18 protein-coding genes, 2 pseudogenes and 1 riboswitch are annotated in these 20,184 nt (G+C 46.8%); of the genes and pseudogenes, 6 read left to right on the top strand and 14 right to left on the bottom strand.

The genetic code is table 11. The features are described 5' to 3' along the window. From EGV91_RS17300 to EGV91_RS00255, 3 genes and pseudogenes are all read right to left on the bottom strand, one after another. Window positions 1-235 (bottom strand): annotated as a pseudogene (locus EGV91_RS17300) (amino acid permease); the annotation flags it as partial. A 306-nt stretch (window positions 236-541) separates the two neighbouring features. Beyond that, entirely contained in the window at window positions 542-1,849 is a 1,308-nt protein-coding gene (locus EGV91_RS00260) for a DRTGG domain-containing protein (protein WP_135500167.1), read from the bottom strand. Window positions 1,850-1,995: 146 nt separating this feature from the next. Next, window positions 1,996-2,676, bottom strand: coding sequence for a metal-dependent hydrolase (locus tag EGV91_RS00255; RefSeq protein ID WP_135500166.1), 681 nt, complete (start codon window positions 2,674-2,676; stop codon window positions 1,996-1,998). Window positions 2,677-2,772: 96 nt separating this feature from the next. Between EGV91_RS00255 and EGV91_RS00250 the strand changes: the two genes are divergently transcribed. Continuing rightward, window positions 2,773-3,870 carry a M24 family metallopeptidase gene (locus tag EGV91_RS00250; RefSeq protein WP_135500165.1) on the top strand — a complete coding sequence of 366 codons (1,098 nt, stop codon included), beginning with the start codon at window positions 2,773-2,775 and terminating at the stop codon, window positions 3,868-3,870. 68 nt (window positions 3,871-3,938) lie between these two features. Here the strand turns inward: EGV91_RS00250 and ald are convergent, their stop codons facing one another. Beyond that, a complete protein-coding gene (gene ald / locus EGV91_RS00245) occupies window positions 3,939-5,057 on the bottom strand; it encodes an alanine dehydrogenase (protein WP_135500164.1) in 1,119 nt (372 codons plus the stop codon). 735 nt (window positions 5,058-5,792) lie between these two features. Here ald and EGV91_RS00240 point away from each other — a divergent pair. Beyond that, window positions 5,793-6,233 (top strand): annotated as a pseudogene (locus EGV91_RS00240) (universal stress protein); the annotation flags it as partial. Between the two features lie 215 nt (window positions 6,234-6,448). On the opposite strand, the gene EGV91_RS00235 reads toward EGV91_RS00240, so the two are convergent. From EGV91_RS00235 to EGV91_RS00220, 4 genes are all read right to left on the bottom strand, one after another. Then, a complete protein-coding gene (locus tag EGV91_RS00235) occupies window positions 6,449-7,984 on the bottom strand; it encodes a tetratricopeptide repeat protein (protein WP_135500163.1) in 1,536 nt (511 codons plus the stop codon). A gap of 229 nt (window positions 7,985-8,213) precedes the next feature. Next, window positions 8,214-8,618: a DUF4362 domain-containing protein gene (locus tag EGV91_RS00230; RefSeq protein ID WP_158290551.1), complete on the bottom strand. Its 405-nt coding sequence runs from the start codon at window positions 8,616-8,618 to the stop codon at window positions 8,214-8,216. 61 nt (window positions 8,619-8,679) lie between these two features. After that, on the bottom strand, window positions 8,680-10,056 hold the full coding sequence (locus tag EGV91_RS00225) for a M1 family metallopeptidase (protein WP_135500161.1): 1,377 nt from the start codon (window positions 10,054-10,056) through the stop codon (window positions 8,680-8,682). 2 nt (window positions 10,057-10,058) lie between these two features. After that, window positions 10,059-10,676 (bottom strand): kinase, encoded by a 618-nt coding sequence (locus tag EGV91_RS00220; RefSeq protein WP_241666075.1) that lies wholly within the window; start codon window positions 10,674-10,676, stop codon window positions 10,059-10,061. A 113-nt stretch (window positions 10,677-10,789) separates the two neighbouring features. Further along, window positions 10,790-10,833, top strand: a riboswitch (PreQ1 riboswitch). 7 nt (window positions 10,834-10,840) lie between these two features. On the opposite strand from EGV91_RS00220, the gene queC reads away from it, so the two are divergent. The 3 genes from queC to queE are packed head-to-tail and all read left to right on the top strand — an operon-like array spanning window position 10,841 to window position 12,632. Beyond that, a complete protein-coding gene (gene queC / locus EGV91_RS00215) occupies window positions 10,841-11,506 on the top strand; it encodes a 7-cyano-7-deazaguanine synthase QueC (RefSeq protein WP_135500160.1) in 666 nt (221 codons plus the stop codon). Continuing rightward, on the top strand, window positions 11,503-11,928 hold the full coding sequence (gene queD, locus EGV91_RS00210; RefSeq protein ID WP_135500159.1) for a 6-carboxytetrahydropterin synthase QueD: 426 nt from the start codon (window positions 11,503-11,505) through the stop codon (window positions 11,926-11,928). The genes queC and queD overlap by 4 nt, the downstream gene beginning before the upstream one ends. Further along, window positions 11,925-12,632 (top strand): 7-carboxy-7-deazaguanine synthase QueE, encoded by a 708-nt coding sequence (gene queE / locus EGV91_RS00205; protein WP_135500158.1) that lies wholly within the window; start codon window positions 11,925-11,927, stop codon window positions 12,630-12,632. Before queD ends, queE begins: the two co-directional genes overlap by 4 nt. A gap of 47 nt (window positions 12,633-12,679) precedes the next feature. On the opposite strand, the gene EGV91_RS00200 is transcribed toward queE, so the two are convergent. The 6 genes from EGV91_RS00200 to cls form a co-directional block, all read right to left on the bottom strand. Further along, on the bottom strand, window positions 12,680-13,498 hold the full coding sequence (locus EGV91_RS00200; RefSeq protein WP_135500157.1) for an STAS domain-containing protein: 819 nt from the start codon (window positions 13,496-13,498) through the stop codon (window positions 12,680-12,682). A gap of 130 nt (window positions 13,499-13,628) precedes the next feature. Then, window positions 13,629-15,011 (bottom strand): Na+/H+ antiporter NhaC, encoded by a 1,383-nt coding sequence (gene nhaC, locus EGV91_RS00195; RefSeq protein WP_135500156.1) that lies wholly within the window; start codon window positions 15,009-15,011, stop codon window positions 13,629-13,631. A gap of 336 nt (window positions 15,012-15,347) precedes the next feature. Continuing rightward, entirely contained in the window at window positions 15,348-16,412 is a 1,065-nt protein-coding gene (locus EGV91_RS00190) for an AbrB family transcriptional regulator (RefSeq protein ID WP_135500155.1), read from the bottom strand. Between the two features lie 199 nt (window positions 16,413-16,611). Further along, window positions 16,612-17,001, bottom strand: coding sequence for a GNAT family N-acetyltransferase (locus EGV91_RS00185; protein WP_135500154.1), 390 nt, complete (start codon window positions 16,999-17,001; stop codon window positions 16,612-16,614). 123 nt (window positions 17,002-17,124) lie between these two features. Continuing rightward, window positions 17,125-18,021, bottom strand: coding sequence for a DMT family transporter (locus EGV91_RS00180; RefSeq protein WP_135500153.1), 897 nt, complete (start codon window positions 18,019-18,021; stop codon window positions 17,125-17,127). 80 nt (window positions 18,022-18,101) lie between these two features. Beyond that, window positions 18,102-19,547 (bottom strand): cardiolipin synthase, encoded by a 1,446-nt coding sequence (gene cls / locus EGV91_RS00175; protein ID WP_221300929.1) that lies wholly within the window; start codon window positions 19,545-19,547, stop codon window positions 18,102-18,104. A 119-nt stretch (window positions 19,548-19,666) separates the two neighbouring features. Here cls and EGV91_RS00170 point away from each other — a divergent pair, with 119 nt between their 5' ends. After that, window positions 19,667-20,005 carry a ZPR1-type zinc finger protein gene (locus tag EGV91_RS00170; protein WP_135500152.1) on the top strand — a complete coding sequence of 113 codons (339 nt, stop codon included), beginning with the start codon at window positions 19,667-19,669 and terminating at the stop codon, window positions 20,003-20,005. Window positions 20,006-20,184: the final 179 nt, after the last annotated feature.

Below are 20,184 nucleotides of genomic sequence, written 5' to 3'. Positions count from 1 at the left end.
CAGGCCATACTTGTGCAAACTTGGTCAAAAAGAACACCAGAGTAACCAAATAAGCTGATCAGTGCCCCCGGTGGTGTTTGATCACTAATTTCACTTGTCCAGCCCTTCGGCTTTTCACGCAGCCATTTCACGATCATTCCGGATTGCGATAAAGTAAATGGAATAAAAACAACCGAACCGCATAAAGCGGTATCAATTGTTCTGTATGTCCGCCAAACGCAATGATTAAAAGGAGAATTTAGAGTTTATACATCGCTTCGGACGCTTAGGGCATGGCTCTCGCTATGAGCCGAGAAGACCACTCGTCTCCTAGCTTCGTCTAGCCCCTTGACGCGCCTTCGCTAAGATATCTCTCGATATGAAGCAAAACAGCGGAGACGCCTGCGGGGCAGTGAAGCGACGAGACAGCCGAGACCCCGCAAGGCGCGAAGCAACTGAGGAGACTTGGCGCTCGCCCGCGGCAAGCGCAGCTGTTTTGCGGAATATCGGCTTCTAATTCTGTAATCGTTCTTATTGGAGAAATTTTTTCCTTTTTCCGCTATTATCGGTCGAGCAATTGGAACGTCAGCAACGCTTTGCCGACGATTTTGTTGTCGAATGTCACTTCTACATCCACTTTTGCTGATTTGCGGCTGATGTCTAAAATCACAGGTTTAATGGAAACGGTCGAATCGAGCTGGACCGGATTCAAGTAATAGACGGTCATGTTCTCCAATGCGCTGTCTTTCCGGTTTTTCGTTTTCAAAGCGGCCGTTGCCGCTTCGATTAAAATCATGGAATATGCTCCGTATGAAATGGAGCCGTATGCGTTTGTCATTTGCGGCGTCACTTTAAAATCGAGTGCCAGTTTGTCGGCTGACTGCTGAGTCATCTGGCTTTTGATGATGTCGTCGATTGTTTCACCTTGCTGCGGTTGGCGCTGCGCGGTCTGGATCGCTTTCAGCACATCTTGCCTGCTGATGACGCCTTTCAGCTTGCCTTGTTCATTCGCCACTGGCAGCAAATCGATTCCTTCCCAAATCATGCGGTGCCCGGCAGCGGCTACACTTGTCTGCATAGAAACGGTGATGGGATCTTTTGTCATGACTTTTTCGACCATTTCAGATGGCCCGTGCCCCATTACGTCCCGTGAAGTGATGATGCCGACAAGCTTGCCGTTGTCATCCACTACTGGAAAGCCGCCATGTGAAGTTTCTTCATTTTTTTCATGGTAGCGGCTGATTGTGTCTTTTTCATTCAAAAGATGGGTTTCTTCAAGAGGGATTAATATGTCTTCGATCAACAGAATTTCTTTTTTGATCAATTGATCGTAAATCGCCCGGTTGATCATCGTTGCCACTGTAAACGTGTCATAACTGGTTGAAATGACCGGCAATTCGTATTCATCTGCCAGTTTCTTAACTGTATCTGAAGCTTCGAAACCTCCCGTAACGAGGACTGCGGCTCCAGCTTGCAAAGCATATTCATGAGCTTTGTAACGATTACCCACAATCAGCAGATTTCCTGCTTCGGTATAGCGCATCATATCATCAAGCTGCATCGCTCCGATGACGAATTTCGTCAATGATTTATGCAGGCCTGCCCGGCCGCCTAGCACTTGGCCGTCAACGATATTGACGATTTCTGCATATGTCAGCCTTTCGATATTCTCCTTGTTTTTCCGCTCAATGCGGATTGTGCCGACCCGCTCAATCGTTGAAACGAGGCGCTGGACTTCCGCTTCTTTGATTGCGCGGTAAGCGGTTCCTTCACTGACCTGCAGCTCTTTGGCGATTCGGCGCACAGATATTTTTTCGCCGACCGGAAGTTTTTCGATATATTGCAGGATTTGTTCGTGTTTTGTAGCCATCTTCTCACCTTTTCCTTCTGCATGCTGTTCTTTTCAGTGTACCATATTCCCTAATAAAACAATGATACAGCTGAGGCTTCCAAAAGAAAGGCCTCGCAATGGTTTCCATATAAAAATCCGGAGAGCAACGCTCTCCGGATTAGCTATCAAATTTCATGAGTGGTTCCGATTTCCATTACTATTACTTCTGCGCCTTTTACCATTTTCTTAAATTCTTCAGGATCTTGCTTGATTGGTGGGAATGTATCGTAATGGATTGGGACAGCGACTTTCGGTTTGATCAGGTCGACTGCGTATGCGGCGTCTTCAGGCCCCATTGTGAAAAAGTCTCCGATTGGCACGAATGCCACGTCAATGTCATTGCGCTTGCCGATCAATTCCATATCGCCGAACAATTCCGTATCCCCAGCGTGGTAAATTGTCTTGCCTTCTGCTGTGAACAAGATACCGGCTGGCATACCGCCGTAAATTACATCGCCGCTTTCTGTCGTATAAGAAGAACTATGGAAGGCTTTCGTGTATTTCACTGTTCCGAAGTCAAATTCATGCGAGCCGCCGAGATTCATGCCGACTGCATCGACTCCCTGTGAGCCGAGATAATTCGCCAGTTCCACTGGTGCAACCACCTTGGCGTTTTTCTTCTTCGCAAGTTCTACTGTATCCCCTACATGATCGTTATGGGCATGCGTCAACAGAATCGCATCCGGCTGTTCGGTGTCGACATCCAGATCAGTCAGGCTGTTGCCATTGATAAATGGATCGATTAAAATCGTCTTGCCATTCGTTTGGATCTTCACTACTGAGTGCCCGTGGTATGAAAGCTGCATGAAATCCCTCCTGAGTTTATTGACAATAGTTTCAAGCAGTAATATACCCTTATTTTTGTTATGCTACACCTATAATAATTTAGAGGAGGACTACATATGAACAAAGTCAACCAATTGGAAAGCTACTTGAACGAACTCGGCATCGATGCTGCATTCATCACTAACCCGGATAATGTATTTTACTTCAGTGGCTTTAAAAGCAACCCGCATGAGCGTTTGCTCGGCGTCATGGTGTTCAAGGATGCGGAGCCATTCTTGATCTGTCCGCAAATGGAAATTCCGGATGCAAAAAATGCTGGATGGGAAAGCGACATTATCGGCCATGCTGATACAGACAATTCCATGGCGATTCTTGCAGCTGCAGTAGCGAAACGGACTGGCAGACTCAACAAAATCGCGATTGAAAAATCGCATATGACAGTCGAGCGCCATGACGCGCTCACTGAAGCTTTGGGAGATTTGGAAATTCTTGCGCTGGACAACCGGATCAATGCAATGCGGGTCATCAAAGACGAGCACGAACTCCAAATTCTTCGTGAAGCGGCAGAATTGGCCGATTATGCCATTGAAGTCGGCGCTAAAACCTTAAAAGAAGGCATCACGGAGATTGAAGTCATGACGCAAATCGAATTGGCGCTGAAAAAACGAGGCGTCACGCATATGTCATTTGATACCACTGTATTAAGCGGACCGAAAGCGGCGTCCCCGCACGGCAAGACTGGCGACCGCAAAATCCAAAAAGGCGACTTTGTTCTTTTCGACCTTGGCGTCGTGCACAAAGGCTATTGCTCAGATATTACCCGGACGCTTGCGTTCGGCGAGCCGAACGATGAGCAGATCGAAGTTTATAACTTGGTGCTGCAAGCTGAACTCGCTTCATTAGAAGCCGTCAAACCCGGCGTCACTGCTGCTGAGCTTGATCAAGCCGCGCGCAACGTCATCGAAGACGCTGGATATGGTGAATTTTTCACACACCGCCTCGGCCACGGACTCGGCATCTCAGTCCACGAATTCCCATCCCTTCACGGTTCCAATAATTTGATCATCGAAAGCGGCATGGTGTTCACGCTGGAACCTGGCGTTTACGTGCCTGGCAAAGTCGGAGTGCGCATCGAAGACGATGTTGCCGTCACGGATACAGGCGTAGAAGTGTTGACGAAATACCCGAAAGAGCTGCAGATCATTCAACCTTGATCAGCGGCATGAAAAAAAGGCTGTCCTCCAAAGTCATCATTCGTGACTTCGGGGACAGCCTTTGTTATTTATCGGGACAATAATTCGTCAACCGATTTGTATTCCAATCCTTGGTCATCTGCAACCGCTTTGTACGTTACAAAGCCTTGGAACGTGTTGACGCCTTTTTTCAGCGCTTCGTTATCAAGCACTGCTTTTTCAAAGCCTTTATTGGCAATTTGGACCGCAAATGGCACCGTTACGTTCGTCAGCCCCATCGTCGATGTGCGTGGAACCGCTCCCGGCATATTTGCTACTGCATAGTGGACAACATCGTGTTTGATGTAAGTCGGGTTGTCATGCGTCGTGATGCGGTCGCTCGTCTCGAAAATCCCGCCTTGGTCAATTGCGATATCAACAACCACAGAACCCGGTTTCATCGACTTGATCATGTCTTCAGTAACAAGTTTTGGAGCTTTCGCACCTGGGATCAAGACTGCACCGACAACAAGGTCAGCATCTTTTACAGATTCCGCGATGTGAAGCGGATTTGAAATCAAAGTTTGAACATCAGAACCGAACAAATCGTCCAATTGGCGCAGGCGATCCGGATTCAAATCGAGGATCGTCACACTTGCACCCATTCCTACTGCCACTTTCGCAGCGTTCGTGCCGGCAACACCGCCGCCGATAACTGCTACTTTGCCGCGCGACACTCCAGGAATTCCGCCCAGCAAGATCCCGCCGCCGCCATAGATTTTCTCCAGGAATTGCGCGCCGATTTGCGTGGACATTTTCCCAGCCACTTCACTCATTGGCGTTAATAACGGCAATGTGTTGTTCGGAAGCTGAACCGTTTCATAAGCGATGCCGATCACTTTCGATTCAAGCAATGCTTTTGTCAATTCAGGTTCCGGAGCTAAATGAAGGTAAGTGAACAGAATCTGTCCTTCGCGGAAGAAGCCGTATTCCGAAGCAACTGGTTCTTTGACTTTCATGACCATATCGTATGACCATGCTTCTTGGGCCGTCCTTACGATTTGTGCGCCTGCAGCGACATAATCCTCGTCCGTAAAACCTGAACCGAGTCCAGCTCCTGCCTGGATGAAAACTTCATGGCCGAATACTGCTAAATTGACAACGCCCGCAGGTGTCATCGCGACACGGTTTTCATTGTTCTTCACTTCTGTTGGTACTCCAATACGCATTTCAAAACCCTCCAATGTCTGTTCTACAATAATTATTGAGAAACCGGTTAAATGTTCAAAGCAAGTCCATTTTATCAGATATCCCCAGTTTCCGCTCTTCTTTTTTAAAATATGTTAATACACGAAGATATATAAATCTTGGTTTCCGATATTCCGCAAACCAGCTCCGAAACGCGAAGTGCTGCAACGGTCTTCTATGTCTCGAAGCTGGCTCAGCGATTAGAGATAGAGAAAATCTTCTTTTCACTGCCCGAAGCGATTGGAGCGGTATTTAATACGATGTTTACTTTTACTTAACTATATAAGTTGTTCTAATAAATTTTTACTTGCAGCTACTCAGCATCTACAAATAGCAGAAGCACATAAGCTATTTATTTTTCATCGTGCTTATCCAGCGAAGGCGCGGTTAGGTGCTAGGCGAAGCAGAAAGACAGGCGTTCTTTACTTGTCTTTTTGCGGGAGCCAAGGTGGTGCCGGGCACTTCCGGCGACGCCTTTGCGACGAGCTTGCGCAGGAGCAATAATCTTTGCCCTGCCCAAAGCGACCCAAGCGATATTCAGAAGCTTTCTTCTTTAGCTCAACTTATATAGTTCAATTTATATATCCAAGCTTATATACGCAATTGCAAACGTTCCGTGGCAACGATAAATAATTTCCTAAATCTTTTACATTAAAAGAAGGAATTCTTCCTAGATTAAGAGAAGTTTATACTTATCAATTAAGGAGGAATGCATAATGACATTAAAATATTCACAGATTCTTGTAGCGGTTGATGGTTCAAAAGAAGCGGAATGGGCTTTCAAGAAATCAGTTGGAATTGCAAAACGGAATCATGCTACTCTTAATTTGGTAAACATTATTGATACCCGCTCGTTTGCGGCAATTGAAGCATATGACCGCTCGATCGCTGACCGGGCTCAGAAATTCGCAGAAGATCTGTTGAATGGCTACAAACGTGAAGCGGAAGCCGGCGGTGTTGAAAAAGTGAACATCGTTGTGGATTACGGTTCTCCGAAAACGATGATTTCACGCGAGTTGGCTGAACGTGTTTCTGCAGATTTGATCATCTGTGGTGCAACCGGCTTAAATGCTGTGGAACGCTTCCTGATTGGCAGTGTTTCGGAACACATCGTCCGTTCTGCGAAATGCGACGTACTTGTCGTGCGCACGGATGACCAAGGCGGAGAAATCGAGTCAGGTGAATTCGCGGCAAGCGACGAAGCATCTTCTGGCAGTTCTGAACCGATTGTTGGAGACAAGACACCTTTGCAAAAGTCGTCCGAACCAATAGTGGGCGAAAATATCGATCGACGTTAAGCATCTCAATCTTAAAATTTCAACTAAATATTCAAAGCGGCCAGTCATCAGACTGGCCGCTTTCTTCTGCCTGTTTAAAATGCTCCAGGGTATTCTGCTTCCATTTTTTTCAACAATTGCTTACGGATGGTTTCATTGTAAACAATGTATTCTTCGATGAGTATTTTAAACCCTTTCAAAGGGTCTGCTGAATTCACTTTTTCAAAAGCAGGCACTGAAAGCCCGAAATCGTAATAGTCGGTTTCACCGCTCGCTTTCGCCTCTTTTTCTGCTTCCAAGTGATATTTGAGTGCTTTTTCCGGATCCGTCAACAGGTAAATTTCAGACAAAAGCAGCAAATCATCAATCGGGAAAAGACTGATCTTGTCTTTAAGCTTTTGTTCGGTATAGGCTGCCGCTTTTTCATACAGCCCTTGCTGAAGGTACATATCCGTCATCAGCCACATCGCTTCATCGGCGTCGTATTCGTCGCCTGTTTTAAGAATGTCAGCCGCATATTCCTCCGCTTCTGCGAACCGCTCCATCTCAATCGCCGTTAGCAGCCTATTGTATTTTTCATCAGCCGCTTGCTGGTCGCTGATCATTTCATCGAGGAACGTATCCTGGAACTCCGCAAGGTCCTGCTGCGTAATTTCTTCCAAAGTGCTGTAAAATTCCGCTGTACTTTTGGTCCCTAATAATTCGATTATCCGCTGTTCGCCATAGGCTTCGGCAATTGATGCCACCGCCAATGAACTTTGTGCATACGGATCAAACTCATCGGAAAAAGCGGCGTCGAAATTCTCTGGGTCATCCAAGCTATGGAAATCCACTATTTCCATCGTTTCCAAATCGACCCAGTCTGCAACGTCTTCTGCAAGATAATCTGCCATGCCTTCTTCGAACCATTGCGGCGTCCTCGTGAAATTTAAACCATTCTTTTCAGCGAATAGATGGCTTTGGTAATGGGCGTATTCATGAATTAAGATCACTTCCCAAAACGGATCATCCGGAACCAAGTGAATCGTGCGGTTTGCGCCGTTGTAGAAACCGGATATCTCTTCCATCCCACCGCTTTCTTCAAGCGAACTGTACTCTTGGTGAAACTCGATGGCGAGCCCGCCTTTATCTTGCGTGCCAAAAAAGGCATTGAATTCTTCTCTTTTTCCGGCCAGTACTCCATCGAACTTTTCGATTTCATCGGCGTTTTCTGTCGTATGGTAATAAGCAACTCCATTTTTCGATTCTTTCTGAAGCTCCTGCTGGGTCGGAATCTGGAGGACGGTACTGGTGAACAACCGCGTCTTTTCAGTGTGAGACAATCCCCTCTCACCCACGGTGTATTCAACATACGAGTTGATGACCCCTACGAATGTGACAACGGAAAAAAGCAACACCGAAAAGACCATCAAACCGGCCGCTTCGCCTGAATTTGCTATTCGTAAAAATACGAAACCGCCTTTGATCATGGCGTAAAAGCCGGCAACGAAAAGCACGGCGCATACCAATAACAATAACGCCGCAGCCCCCAGCCCACCGGCTAGGCCTGAACTTAATATCAAGTGATAGCTGCCAATTGATAGAGAGACCAAGGCAAATACATAGACGAAGAATTTCAATAAGCTTTTCATAGGGCCTCCCGGCAAGACGAATATGATTTTAAATTAGCATTTAAAAAGGCATATAAGCTAAATGTTTTCTATATATTAACAGTAATATAAATCTAAATACACTATTTTTTTTAGTAAATTGAAAAAAGTCTCCCAGAGAGGCAATGCATTTATGCCTTTTTGGAAGCTCTTTTCATGCCACTTGAATCTTTTTCCCCGATTTGCGGCCGGATTTACCTGTTTTTTTAGATCATTTTCGGATTTCGATTACTGTGTTTGGCGGATGTCCGCTGCAGCCGGCCAAGGTATAGCTTGTCGATTCTTGATTTTCCTTTTTTTCAATCGAACCGCAACTGCGTTCCCATTTCTCTCCTGATCCATAAGCATCTTCGGTAGCATCATATTCAAGCAAAATGCTGCCGCTGGAATTACGCAGCGTTTCATAGATCGGATCGCCTTCAGTTGTGAAGTGTTCGATGCGCACTGCGTCTTCTTTTTTCTGTTCGACATTTTCCACGAATAGATCCAGCCTTTCGATATTTTCAAGTTCCCCATGCGTGTCCCGTATAAGGTCTTCTTCCGGCCAGCCTCCGGATGTTCCACAGCCGGCCAATAATGTCAGTGTAAGTATGGATAATAACCATAAACGCAGCATGCCTTTGACCCCTTTCTTCATTAGACGCATCAGCAGCGTACGAATTACATCTGGCAAGCCTTTATTTTAGCCAACTGTCCAGAAACTCACTTTGGTCCCCTTCAAAATAATCTTCAAAAAACATTTTAAAGTCTTCCGTGTTCAAGAACCTGAATTGAAATTCAGTGTAGTAGGCAGACAAAAATGCCAATGCCTCTTCTTGGCCACCCCGTTCCGTAAAAAAGTTCCGCAATATGAGCGGTGCTTCTCCGTAGACTGTGGAGACATAGCGGGGATCGCTGTACTCGTCAAGAGGCAGGTTCGTGTATCTCTCTGGTTTCTCAGACAGCATCGCCATTTCCGCCGAATTATAGCCGTAAGATTCGTCGCCGTAATAATCCGCCAAAAACAGCGCCGAAGCAAATTCCGTTATGCTTTCATCCAGCCAGGCATCTTCAAAAGGATCGTTGCCGACGATGTAATAAAACCATTGATGCGCGATTTCGTGCACCAGCACGGTGTCAATGGAAGCTTCGTCTGCTCCTACTTCAACGATGTTCGGGTATTCCATGTAGCCGTCATTGCCGATGATATCGAGTTCCGGAAACGGATTGTCCCCGATCGATTCCTCAAAAAAAGCGAATGCTGCCTGTGCGACTTCCGTAGAGCTTTCCAGCAATTCCTGATCGAGCGGCATGAACAGCCGGATCTCCGTCCCTTCGACTTGCACAGTTTCATGTAGCCATTGGGCTGGATTCAGCAGCGCCATATAGAAATCTTTAATCCGTTCGCCTCGCACCATTCCGGAAGAAGACGCTTGTACAATTCCGTCGTCAGCCGATGAAGCCACAAAAAATTCCTGCGGCAAGCTGTATGATACTGTGAACTCACCAAAACCTGTATGGTACGACTCCCCTGTCAAATCGAAATCCTGGATATCCCAGCCCTCATCGTATTGAGCGAGCATCGGATACCACTGGGCCAAATAGAAATTGCGATCTTCCTGTGATAAGCGCAAACCGCCTTCCGGCAGCTGTAAAGAGTAGCTGATCTCAATCATTTCACTTTCTCCAGGCTGAAGCGGGTTTTGGAGTTCAACGAGAAGCTCGTTGTTTTCAAGGCTGTATGGTGTATCAGCGCCACTGCTTGAAACTGCTTCAATCTCAGATTCTGCTGACTCCTGATAAAAATCGTCCGTTTCTTTCGGATTCAAGGCGTTTGGCACAAAATAAAATCCGATGTCCTCGAATGCCACATCCGAATCGTTTGCCACTTCAATTTTTGCCGAAATATGAAAAACATCTTCGTTGTCCAGCTCGAGTTCGATATCATAGACCGCGCTTGCCCCCATTTCAGTGGCACCGGCTTTCTTTTCCTGCGCAGCAATAGCGATCCAAATGGCGATTGCTGCTAGGAAGATTAACGCCAAAGCCAAAACTGTCCATATTCTGCGGGTCATTTTCATTTCTTCCCCTGCCCTTCCGCCGTACATTCCAACACCCAATCGGCAAGCGTTTCGGGCTGGACGGTTTCTTCGTAATAGCTTTCAGCTTTCCAATAGCGCCTCTCCATTTTTCCCAGGTTCTCACGGACCTCTTTTGCTTCGCGCAAGAACCGGTTTTCTCTCGGGCATGCAAGGTACAACACTTTATCAAAATAGCAGCGCCACTCGCCGCGCTGCAGAAAAACTCCTTCTATTAAGATAAGTCCCTGCTGGGGAAGCTGTATTATTGCCGTTCGGCAAATGTCCAATTTGGCCTCATAAAAGGCCAGTTCCACTTGCTGCGCTGTTTTCAACTTGCTGAAAAATGTTTCTGCAAGGATGTCCACCGGCCATTGCAGCTCGTAATATTCCCGCCATTCTGCAGAACCAGTGCCGTAGCGTTTTTTCCGTTCGACGATGAAATCATCGATATGGAAGAGGCTAACTGCCATGCCCATTGCTTTTGCCTGATTAGCAACGGCATTGGCCAATGTCGTTTTGCCCGAACGGCTCAAGCCATCAATTCCCAAGACAAAACGTTCTTGTTTATCACTTTGTTGTATGGCATCGAATGCCATCTTCAATCGCTGTTCCATCCTTACCGACCCTTTCCATTTCACTGCTTTTATGTTTTGATTCGACAATCCTGTGCAATTCCCTTTATCTGAATGAAACCTTGCCGCTATCTATGTTATTATTAACGATGTTGAAAAAAGAGGTTCGCAAACTCCCTCTCTAAAAAACTAAGGAGATGTTTTCATTGAAAAAGGAAAAAGCGGTCGTCGTTTTCAGCGGCGGCCAAGACAGCACCACTTGCCTGTTCTGGGCACTCCAAAACTTCAGCGAAGTCGCAACTGTGACGTTCGACTACGGGCAGCGCCATTCAGCCGAAATTGAATGCGCCCGGAAAATCGCGGAAGAATTGAATGTATCATTTAAAGTGCTCGATATGACTTTGATCAACCAGCTTTCAGCAAATGCGTTGACGCGGAATGATATTGAAGTGTCTGCACAAGAAGGCGAATTGCCTTCAACGTTCGTACCCGGCCGGAACCTGCTGTTCCTGTCATTTGCGGCAGTTTACGCGGATGCAATCGGCGCGCGCCAGTTGATCACCGGCGTCAGCCAGACAGATTTCAGCGGCTACCCGGATTGCCGCGACACGTTCATCAAATCATTGAACGTCACGTTGAATTTGGCGATGGACAAGCAATTTGTCATCCACACGCCGTTGATGTGGCTCGATAAAGCGGATGTCTGGCAATTATCCGACGAGCTTGGTGCATTGGACTTCGTGCAGGAAAAAACCTTGACGTGCTATAACGGCATCCCAAGCACCGGCTGTGGCGAATGCCCGGCCTGCCAATTGCGCAATGCCGGCCTCGCAGCCTACAAAGAGCGGAAATCAGCAGGTGAACTGGTATGATGCAGCAATTCTATCCTTCAGTGCCACATGGCTTCCGTTTTGAACTGAACAAAGACATGAACTTTTCGGCCGCTCATTTCATACCGAGCAAAGACGCGGGCCAATGCCAGGAAATGCATGGCCACACGTATTTCGTCAATGTCACGATCGGCGGCGACACGGTTGATGCCAGCGGTTTCCTGATCGATTTCAAACAAATCAAACAAGCGATCCATAAAAAATACGATCATTCGGTTTTGAACAATCATCCCGAATTTAAAGACAAGTTTCCGACGACGGAATTATTGGCCGAACAAATCTGGCAGACAATCCAGGATTTGCTGATGGCAACGGAAAACAAACCGTTTTGCCTGCAAGTCATCGTCCGGGAAACTCCGACGAGCTATGTCATCTACCGTCCGCGCAAGGAGGATTTCCGATGAAGATTCCTGTCATGGAAGTGTTCGGACCGACAATCCAAGGCGAGGGCATGGTCATGGGCCAGAAAACGATGTTCGTCCGCACCGCCGGCTGTGATTATTCGTGCTCCTGGTGTGATTCCAAATTCACCTGGGATGGCACAGGCACCAGCGTCTCCAAAAAGCCGGACGCAATTATCGCGGAATTAAAAGAAATCGGCGGCGCTTCTTTTTCGCACGTCACCATTTCGGGCGGCAATCCTGCCTTGCATAAAGGCATTGGGGAGCTGGTCGATCTATGCCATGCAAACGGCTGGAAAGTCGGTGTTGAAACGCAAGGCTCATTCTGGCAGGACTGGATGCGCGATATCGATGATATTACGATATCGCCGAAACCGCCGAGTTCCGGCATGCAAACGGATTTCAGCAAACTGGATTTTTTCATTGAAAATTTGGCGGATGCCAATGCAACGTTGAAAGTCGTCATTTTCGATGAAGAAGATTTCAAGTATGCGGAAGATCTTCATGTCCGCTATCCAGCGGTGCCGTTTTTCCTGCAGGTCGGCAATAGCGATACTACAACGATTGATGGTGCGAAACTTGTAGCCGATCTGCTCGGCCGCTATGAATGGCTCATCGACCTCTCCGTGCGTTCGCAGATCATGAACGACGCGAAAGTTTTGCCGCAGCTCCACACACTCTTATGGGGAAACAAACGCGGCGTCTAAGAAATAGGAAAAGCACGCAATCGATTTTGATTGCGTGCTTTTTGCGTTTAAGAGATGCTTTGCAATGCTTGTTTCACTGTCGCATACGAATCGATGCCGGACATATCAATGTTGCTGTTGACAATGGTCTGTGCCAAATCCGGACGCAGGCCCGCGGACACAACATGAATGCCCATGAGGCGCAATGTGCCGCCGATTTGGAGCAGCGCATGGACAACATGCTCATTGATTGTAGCGATACCTGAGAAGTCGGCGATGACGTGGTGGACATCCTTTTCCGCAATTTCAGGTATGACATTGTCCATGATGTGTTTTACGCGCATATCATCAATAAAGCCGATCAAAGGCAAGACCACAATTTCATCTGTTATCGGTACGACCGGAGCGGATAGCTTCACCAGCTCTTTTTGCACGCCTTCCTGCTTCGTTTCCGACAATCTTTCATAAGCCGAAAACGTTTCGCTTAGGCTGGCATCCAGCAAATTATTGATCCGCTTGATGATGAACGCGTTTTGCCTAACAGATAATCCGAACTCTTCACTTAAATCCGTGAAGACATCCGTGAAGACGTCCCGAGTCGGCGGATAGCGAACGACAATCAGGGACAGCTTTCCGCTTTTGGCGACAACCATTTCCGCATTTTTCCTGCTCCATTCGATCAAAGCCGGCGGGATGCGATGTTCGCTGTCTTGGTCAAGCACTTCGGCCAAGTAATTTAAAAACTGCACATACATGTCAATCGCCTGTTCTTTTTCACCTGGCTGAAGACTGATCGCCAGCCGGCTAATGACTTCTTCCACAATACGCGTCGATAAAGAAAGCAAGTTTCCATTTATATGGTCGGAAAAATTTTTCATTGAACTCATCGGTCTCAATCCTTTGCTATGGCTATACCTCTAATTATAACGCAAACAAATAGCAAAGCGACAAGAACTTTCAACGATAGAAAAAATTACCATTTTTATTTTATAATGTGTAAGCGGCAAAGAAACTCGTCTATCGATTGATGGCCGTCAATGTTTTGCCGGCATAGCCGAATGCAATGGTCAGTAATGGAGACAGCAGGCAGAAGAACGCAAACGGCAGATATTCCATCGTCGAAACGCCGAGCACTGAAGCGATAAAGATGCCACAGACACTCCACGGTACCAGCGGGTTAACGACTGTACCCGCATCTTCCATCACCCGGCTCAAGTTTTTATTGCTGAGGCCGACTTTTTCGTATTGCTGTTGGAACGCTTGGCCCGTCAATAAAATAGACAGGTACTGTTCACCGATCAGCACGTTGATCCCTATGGCCGTCAATGCCGAAGCCGTAATGACCGATGAAGCTTTTTTCAATGAGCTTTCAATTTTCGAAAGCAGTGTCTGGATAACTCCCAGTGTAAAGAGCAGACCGCCCATACTCAATGCCAGCAGCACCAGGCTGACTGTGAAAAGCATGCTTTCCATGCCGCCGCGCGTCAATAACGAATCGATTTCCGCGACGCCTGTCGCCGATACGTAGCCGCCGTACAAAATGTTCAAAATGTCTGAAGGGCTTGATGCCGAATGCAGGTACGAGACCGCAATCGCGCTGATTGATGTCGCTGCCAGCGCCAGCAGCGCCGGCACTTTGGCGAGCGTCATAGCTATTAAAACCACCAGCGGCAGCAGCGAGTACCAATGGACGCTGCCGGTCGCAAGCAGCCCTTCCTGGAATGTATTGATGCTGGCGTTGTCGATTTCCATACGGCTAGGCGACAATACAGCAAAAATGATAAAAGAAATGATGAATGCCGGGACCGTCGTCCATCCCATATTGCGGATATGCTCGAAAAGATTGACGCCAACGATCGATGAAGCGAGATTGGTTGTATCCGATAACGGCGACATTTTGTCCCCGAAAAACGCACCGGAAACGATTGCTCCCGCTGTAATCGCCAAGGATAGATCCATTGCAGACGCCATGCCGATAAACGCAACGCCGACAGTAGCAACCGTCGTCAATGAACTGCCGATCGACAACCCGATGATCGACACCACTGTGAAAACGATGGCAAAGAAAAAAGCAGGAGTGATGATACTGAAGCCGATGTAGATCATCGTCGGTATCGTACCACTCAGCATCCAACTGCCGATCAGCATACCGATGAAGAAAAACAGGAACACTGCACCCATCCCTGCACCCGCACCCGCCACTAAGCCACTTTCAATTTTCTGGTACGATATTTTTTTAAGCAAACCGTAGCAGATTAATAACAGGATCGAAAAGACAATCGGCAAATGCGGCACCGCTCCCCATTTAATAATGCTTACGCTGATGCTCGCCACGATGAGCAAGACCAGAATAACCGCTTCTGTTGTTGAGGGTTCGTTCACTTTTTTGATTTCAAACATGCTTGCTCCTCCTTAGATTGGCCGGATTGTTGCCTCCATGCCTTATACTGCAAAAATAAAAAAAAGAGAAAACCATCCATCCCTAAAAAATAAGGGACGAAGGTTTTCTCCGCGCTACCACCCAAATTGACAGTTCTCCAAGGAAAACTGACCACTTCATTGACTAAGCTGACTACTGATAAATGGTGTAATTCATGTACATCAACGCCTGAACTTCCACCTACCGTTCAGTCTCTGCTTTCTGCGTTCAATGCCATTACTGGACCATTCGACAACTGCTATTTACATTATATAAAAATAAATATTACCACGCCTTTTTAAGAAGTCAAGCTTGTTTTATTCCTGAAATCGATGCTTGGCATTTGCATTGTCCGCTTTCATGGCCCGGCTGCCGATTATTTTCACGAACGGCACGATGAAAATCGACAGGAACAGAATGCGGAACAATTGGAATGACGTGACGACGGTGACATCAGCATGGACCGACGCCGCAATGATGCCCATCTGGTCCAAGCCCCCTGGCACAACGCTTAAGAAGCTTGTTGAGAAACTGAGTCCGTACAAATCAGCCAGGATGAAACTGGTGCCATACGCCGCTGCGATAAAAATGGCGCTTGAGAAAAATGCATAGAAAATCAGCTTGTTCGTCAGTTTGATGTTTTCTTTTTTCAGCAGCAGGCCAATATAAATGCCGATCATCACTTGGGCTGCGTGAAGGAAAGAGCCGGGCATAACAGGCACTTCGATGCCCGCAAGATTAAAGCCCATAATGAGAAAAACAGGGCCCAGCAAATACGCCGTCGGAACTTTAATCTTCTGGCTGGCCATGCCGGCAAGATAGCCAAGCACCAGCAATGCGATCAAATACAGGGAAATCTCTCCGTGGACCGCTTGCTGCGGTGGACCATTGCTGCCGCTTGCGACGATGAATGGCACGATTGCCACGATCAGCAGCACCCGCAGTACGTGATAAAACGTCACTGCCGCTAAGTCGATGCCTTTATGCTCTTCGGCAAATGAAATGATTTGTGAAAGGCCGCCCGGGACGCAGCATGTCATGGCAGTCGCTTTATCCGCTTTTGTACGGTTCGCCATCAATGAGCTGATCAACAGGAATAAGAAGAAAAAAGCGATATTGACCACCAGCATGGCCAAGAAATATTGTTTCATGCCCTGAATAGCATCTAACGTGAAGGCAAAACCGATTACATAACCTGCAATGACAAGGCCGCCATTCCGGATTGACGCATGCCATTTTAATTTTACGGTTGAAAATAATTGAACGGCGAGCACTGTAAACAATGGCCCAAGCAGCCAAGGCATCGGCGCGCCGATCCAAACGAAAACGCCGGCTCCCGCAAGGCCAATTACCAATGCCTTGCCCATAGAAAATAAATGCATCCCTTCCATCTTCTTTCCTCGCAACGCGAATCTATTAAAGTTGAAGCCAACTATCCGGCCATTGCATGCCCACGCTTCACTCCATCAATTAACATTATAACTTTTTTCATGCCGGCTAAATAATTTTTTCCGCTTTCCTCCAAGTTTTTGAACAAAATATAAAAAACCTGCCAACACTGGCAGGTTGCGAATCAGTTCTTTATGAAATTTCCTTCTCTTCACGGTAGGGCATAATATCTTCCGCCATGTGGCGGATTTTTCCGAGGTAGAGGGCAGCATCCCGGGACAAAATCATTTCTTTGCCGCGCATCAAAAGACGCAGCTCTTCCACAATCTTCATCCCTGTTTCCTCTACTGGGTAAGAAGGGTTCACGGACAAATGAAGAATGGAAAAATCATGATCCCCAATTTCAACACCTGCAAGGCCGGTGATGTTTTCTCCCTCTTTCCAAAAATATAATTGCTTTTGTGTATTTTTTTCGTATACTTCAATCGTTTCCGATAAATGGCTTACGCTTTTATTTTTTGTCGTCAAAGACAAGAGCCCCATGGCAACTTTTTTAAATGATTTCTTGTATCTATAAAGCATCTGTCGTCCCTCGTTCTCTCTGTCAATCTAAGCCGCAGAACATCCACTGCTGATATAGCGGAAACTCCGCCTCTACCTATATTCACGAATCCCGAATAAGATAAACATAATTTAACATATTTTTTATTTTAAAACAGATTCCACAGACTTCGTGGATTCTCCTGTTTTTTCTGGCCAATTCACCAGGAAAATTCCTGCGAATATCAGAACGCCTCCTGCAAGCAAGGTTAATCCTATTTTCTCATCCAAAATCAGCCATCCGGAAAGGATGCCGAAAAACGGCGCCAGAAATAAGAAAGCACTGACTTTTCCCGGATTGCCGTTTTGCAGCAAATAAAACCACACAGCAAATTGGACAATTGATGCCGGAATTGCGAGCCAGATCAGCACGAATATGGACACCGGATTGAAAACCAATTGCAGGTCTTCCAGCAATAAGCTTAACACCAGCAGCAGAATTCCGCCGAACAGCATTTGGTAAGCGGTCAGTACCCAGACATCGAAATCCTGCCCCCATTTTTTGATGAGCAAGGTTGCAGTTGCCCAGAAGATGGCACTTGAAATACCGAATAGCGTACCGATTTCCAGCTGCAATTGCCCGCCCATCGTGATAAATACGCCGAATAATCCCAATAGCACGCCAGCCCATTGAATAAACCGGTAATTGATTTTTAGCGCAATCGTCCCAAGGATTACTACCAATAGTGGATTCGTAAAGGTTAAGATCGCCGATTCGCCTGCCGTAATGGTTCTCAAGCTTAAAAATATACAGCCCATTACGCCAGCTGTCTGGCAAGCGCCGATCACCGTGATTTTCACCCAGTCCGAACCTTTTTTTGGATGCGGCCGTTTAAATAAGCGTACAATTCCAATCATCAGCAAGCCCGCGAGTATAAAGCGTATGCCGACCAAAAGCAGCGGAGATATGTATTGCAGTCCGATTTTTGCGACTGCAAATGATGACCCCATCAAGCTGGTTGTAAGGATCACCAATAAGGCAAACGTTATTTTGCTTTTCAATGGAACAGCTCCTTCACTGGATTGCTTGCGCAGCCAGTTTGTTTTCGGGTTTTCTGAATCTCTTTTCCCAGATGGATCTTTTATAATATTGGAGCAATCAGTTTAGCAATTCGCTGTTTGACGCGCCCCGAGATTGGCACAGCGCCAAAAAAATCTGTGTTCAGTTCTTCTGCTGCTTGGATGTCCAGTTCAAAAATCCGCACCATTTCCAAGGCCATTTCTTTATCGTAGACAAATGCATTCGCTTCGAAATTCAAGGAGAAACTGCGTTCGTCCATATTGGCGGAACCGACCGTGAAGGCCATTTCGTCGACCAGCAGCATTTTGGCATGCAAAAATCCGTTTTGATAAGCGTATACCCGAACTCCTGACGCCAGCAGGCTTCCGGCGAATGCCAGGCTGGCGTCATGCACAAAGAAATGGTCCGCTTTCGCTGGAATCATCAGACGCACCCGAACCCCACCCATGGCGGCAACTTGCAAAGCGGACATGATTGCCTCATCCGGAATAAAATACGGCGTTTGGATATCGATCGTGCGTTCTGCCCGGCTGATCAACTTCAGCATGCCGTCCCTGATTTGCCTCAGTCCGTTGTCGGGACCGCTTTCGACAATTTGCACAGCCGCTTTTCCTGGCCCTTTACTGCCAGGAAAAAATCGCGCTTCGTATTCAAGTGGATGGTGGGGTGAAGCTCCATTCCAGTCGATCAAAAACTTATGCTGCATCGATGCCGCTGCCCCGCCTGTGATGCGCAAATGCGTATCCCGCCAATAGCCAAGCCGGCCGTCATAGCCCAGATACTCATCTCCCACATTAAAGCCTCCAATATAGCCGATTTCCCCGTCAATGACCGCAATTTTGCGGTGGTTGCGATAATTAAGCCGCAGATTAATGGGCAGTTTAGAAGCAATCGATGGTTTGGCCTTGCCTCCCGCATACAGAAATTCCTGAAAATAGCTCGCCGGCAGCGCAAGTGACCCAATGTCATCATAAAGAAAATGGATGTTGATTCCTTGCTGTACTTTGCGAGTCAACAGCTTGATCAATTGTTCCCCGATGCCGTCATCGCGGATGATGTAATATTGCAGATTGATATGATCTTTAGCGGCTTCAATGTCCTGGAATAATGCTTCGAATTTCATTTTACCATCCGTATAAGCAATTACCTCATTATCATGCGTCAAAGGCGAATCTCCTGTTGCCAGATGCATCCGGACTATATCTCTGAAACTGCCGCCAAGTGGCGGATCATAACGGAAATCGCCGTTCTCCATCGCTAGTGATTGTTTTTTTGTACACCCTTCAAACGCTGGGTTTTGATAAGCTGTCTGCTGTTTGGCATCTTTTTTGGTAATCGGCTTCCCGATGAAAACGTAGAGGATGAAACCAATCAACGGCAGGAAGAAAAGGATGAGGATCCATACCCATGCAGAAGCTGCATTTTTCCGCTCATAGAAAAGGATTGCTGCAGCGAACAAGACATTTATAATCACTATCCCCAAAGTGAAATCTAACCATCCTGGCATGAGCTTCTTCCTCCGTTTCGGTTTGGAAAATTATCTTGTATATGAATTTATATTCCATTAACATTGGATTCACAGCAACAGCTATACATGTTCTGAATCAAGTTCTAAGGAGAAAATCCATGTACCCATCCATTGCCTGTCCAAATTGCCAGCAAGCTATTACTGAAGCGCACGCAAAAGACTTCAATATTCCTTTCGTTATGAAGTGCCCGCATTGCGGCGCAAAATTAAAAGAAACGAAAATTACACCTTGGCTGGTCCTATCATTGCTGTTTGCATTGCCGATATTCATATTTTCAGCTGTGAACGTACAAAATTTTCTAGCCGATTACTTTCCAGTAATCGCTAAGATACCAACTATTTTTGTTTTTCTGGCTTTCTTTTATCCTCTTTACCGTTTTTACGAAAGCTGGCATGCGCAAACTTTATTGCGCAAAGGAGAAATCCGATTGAGATGACCGACTTGCGCAGGGGCTGATCAGACTGTAGACAAAATCTAATCAAAATGAATAACTGTATATACACCAACCGGTCTGGCCACTTCGCTTTCCGTGGGCTCAGCTTCAGCCTCCTCGTCACTGACGTGCCTGCGGGGTCTTCAGCCTTCGCTGTCCCACAGGAGTCTTCGTGGCCAGAC

Source organism: Planococcus koreensis (assembly GCF_004761975.1).
GTDB lineage: Bacteria > Bacillota > Bacilli > Bacillales_A > Planococcaceae > Planococcus > Planococcus koreensis.
The sequence above is the reverse complement of the archived record's forward strand: the minus strand, read 5'-3'. Positions and strand labels throughout refer to the sequence as shown.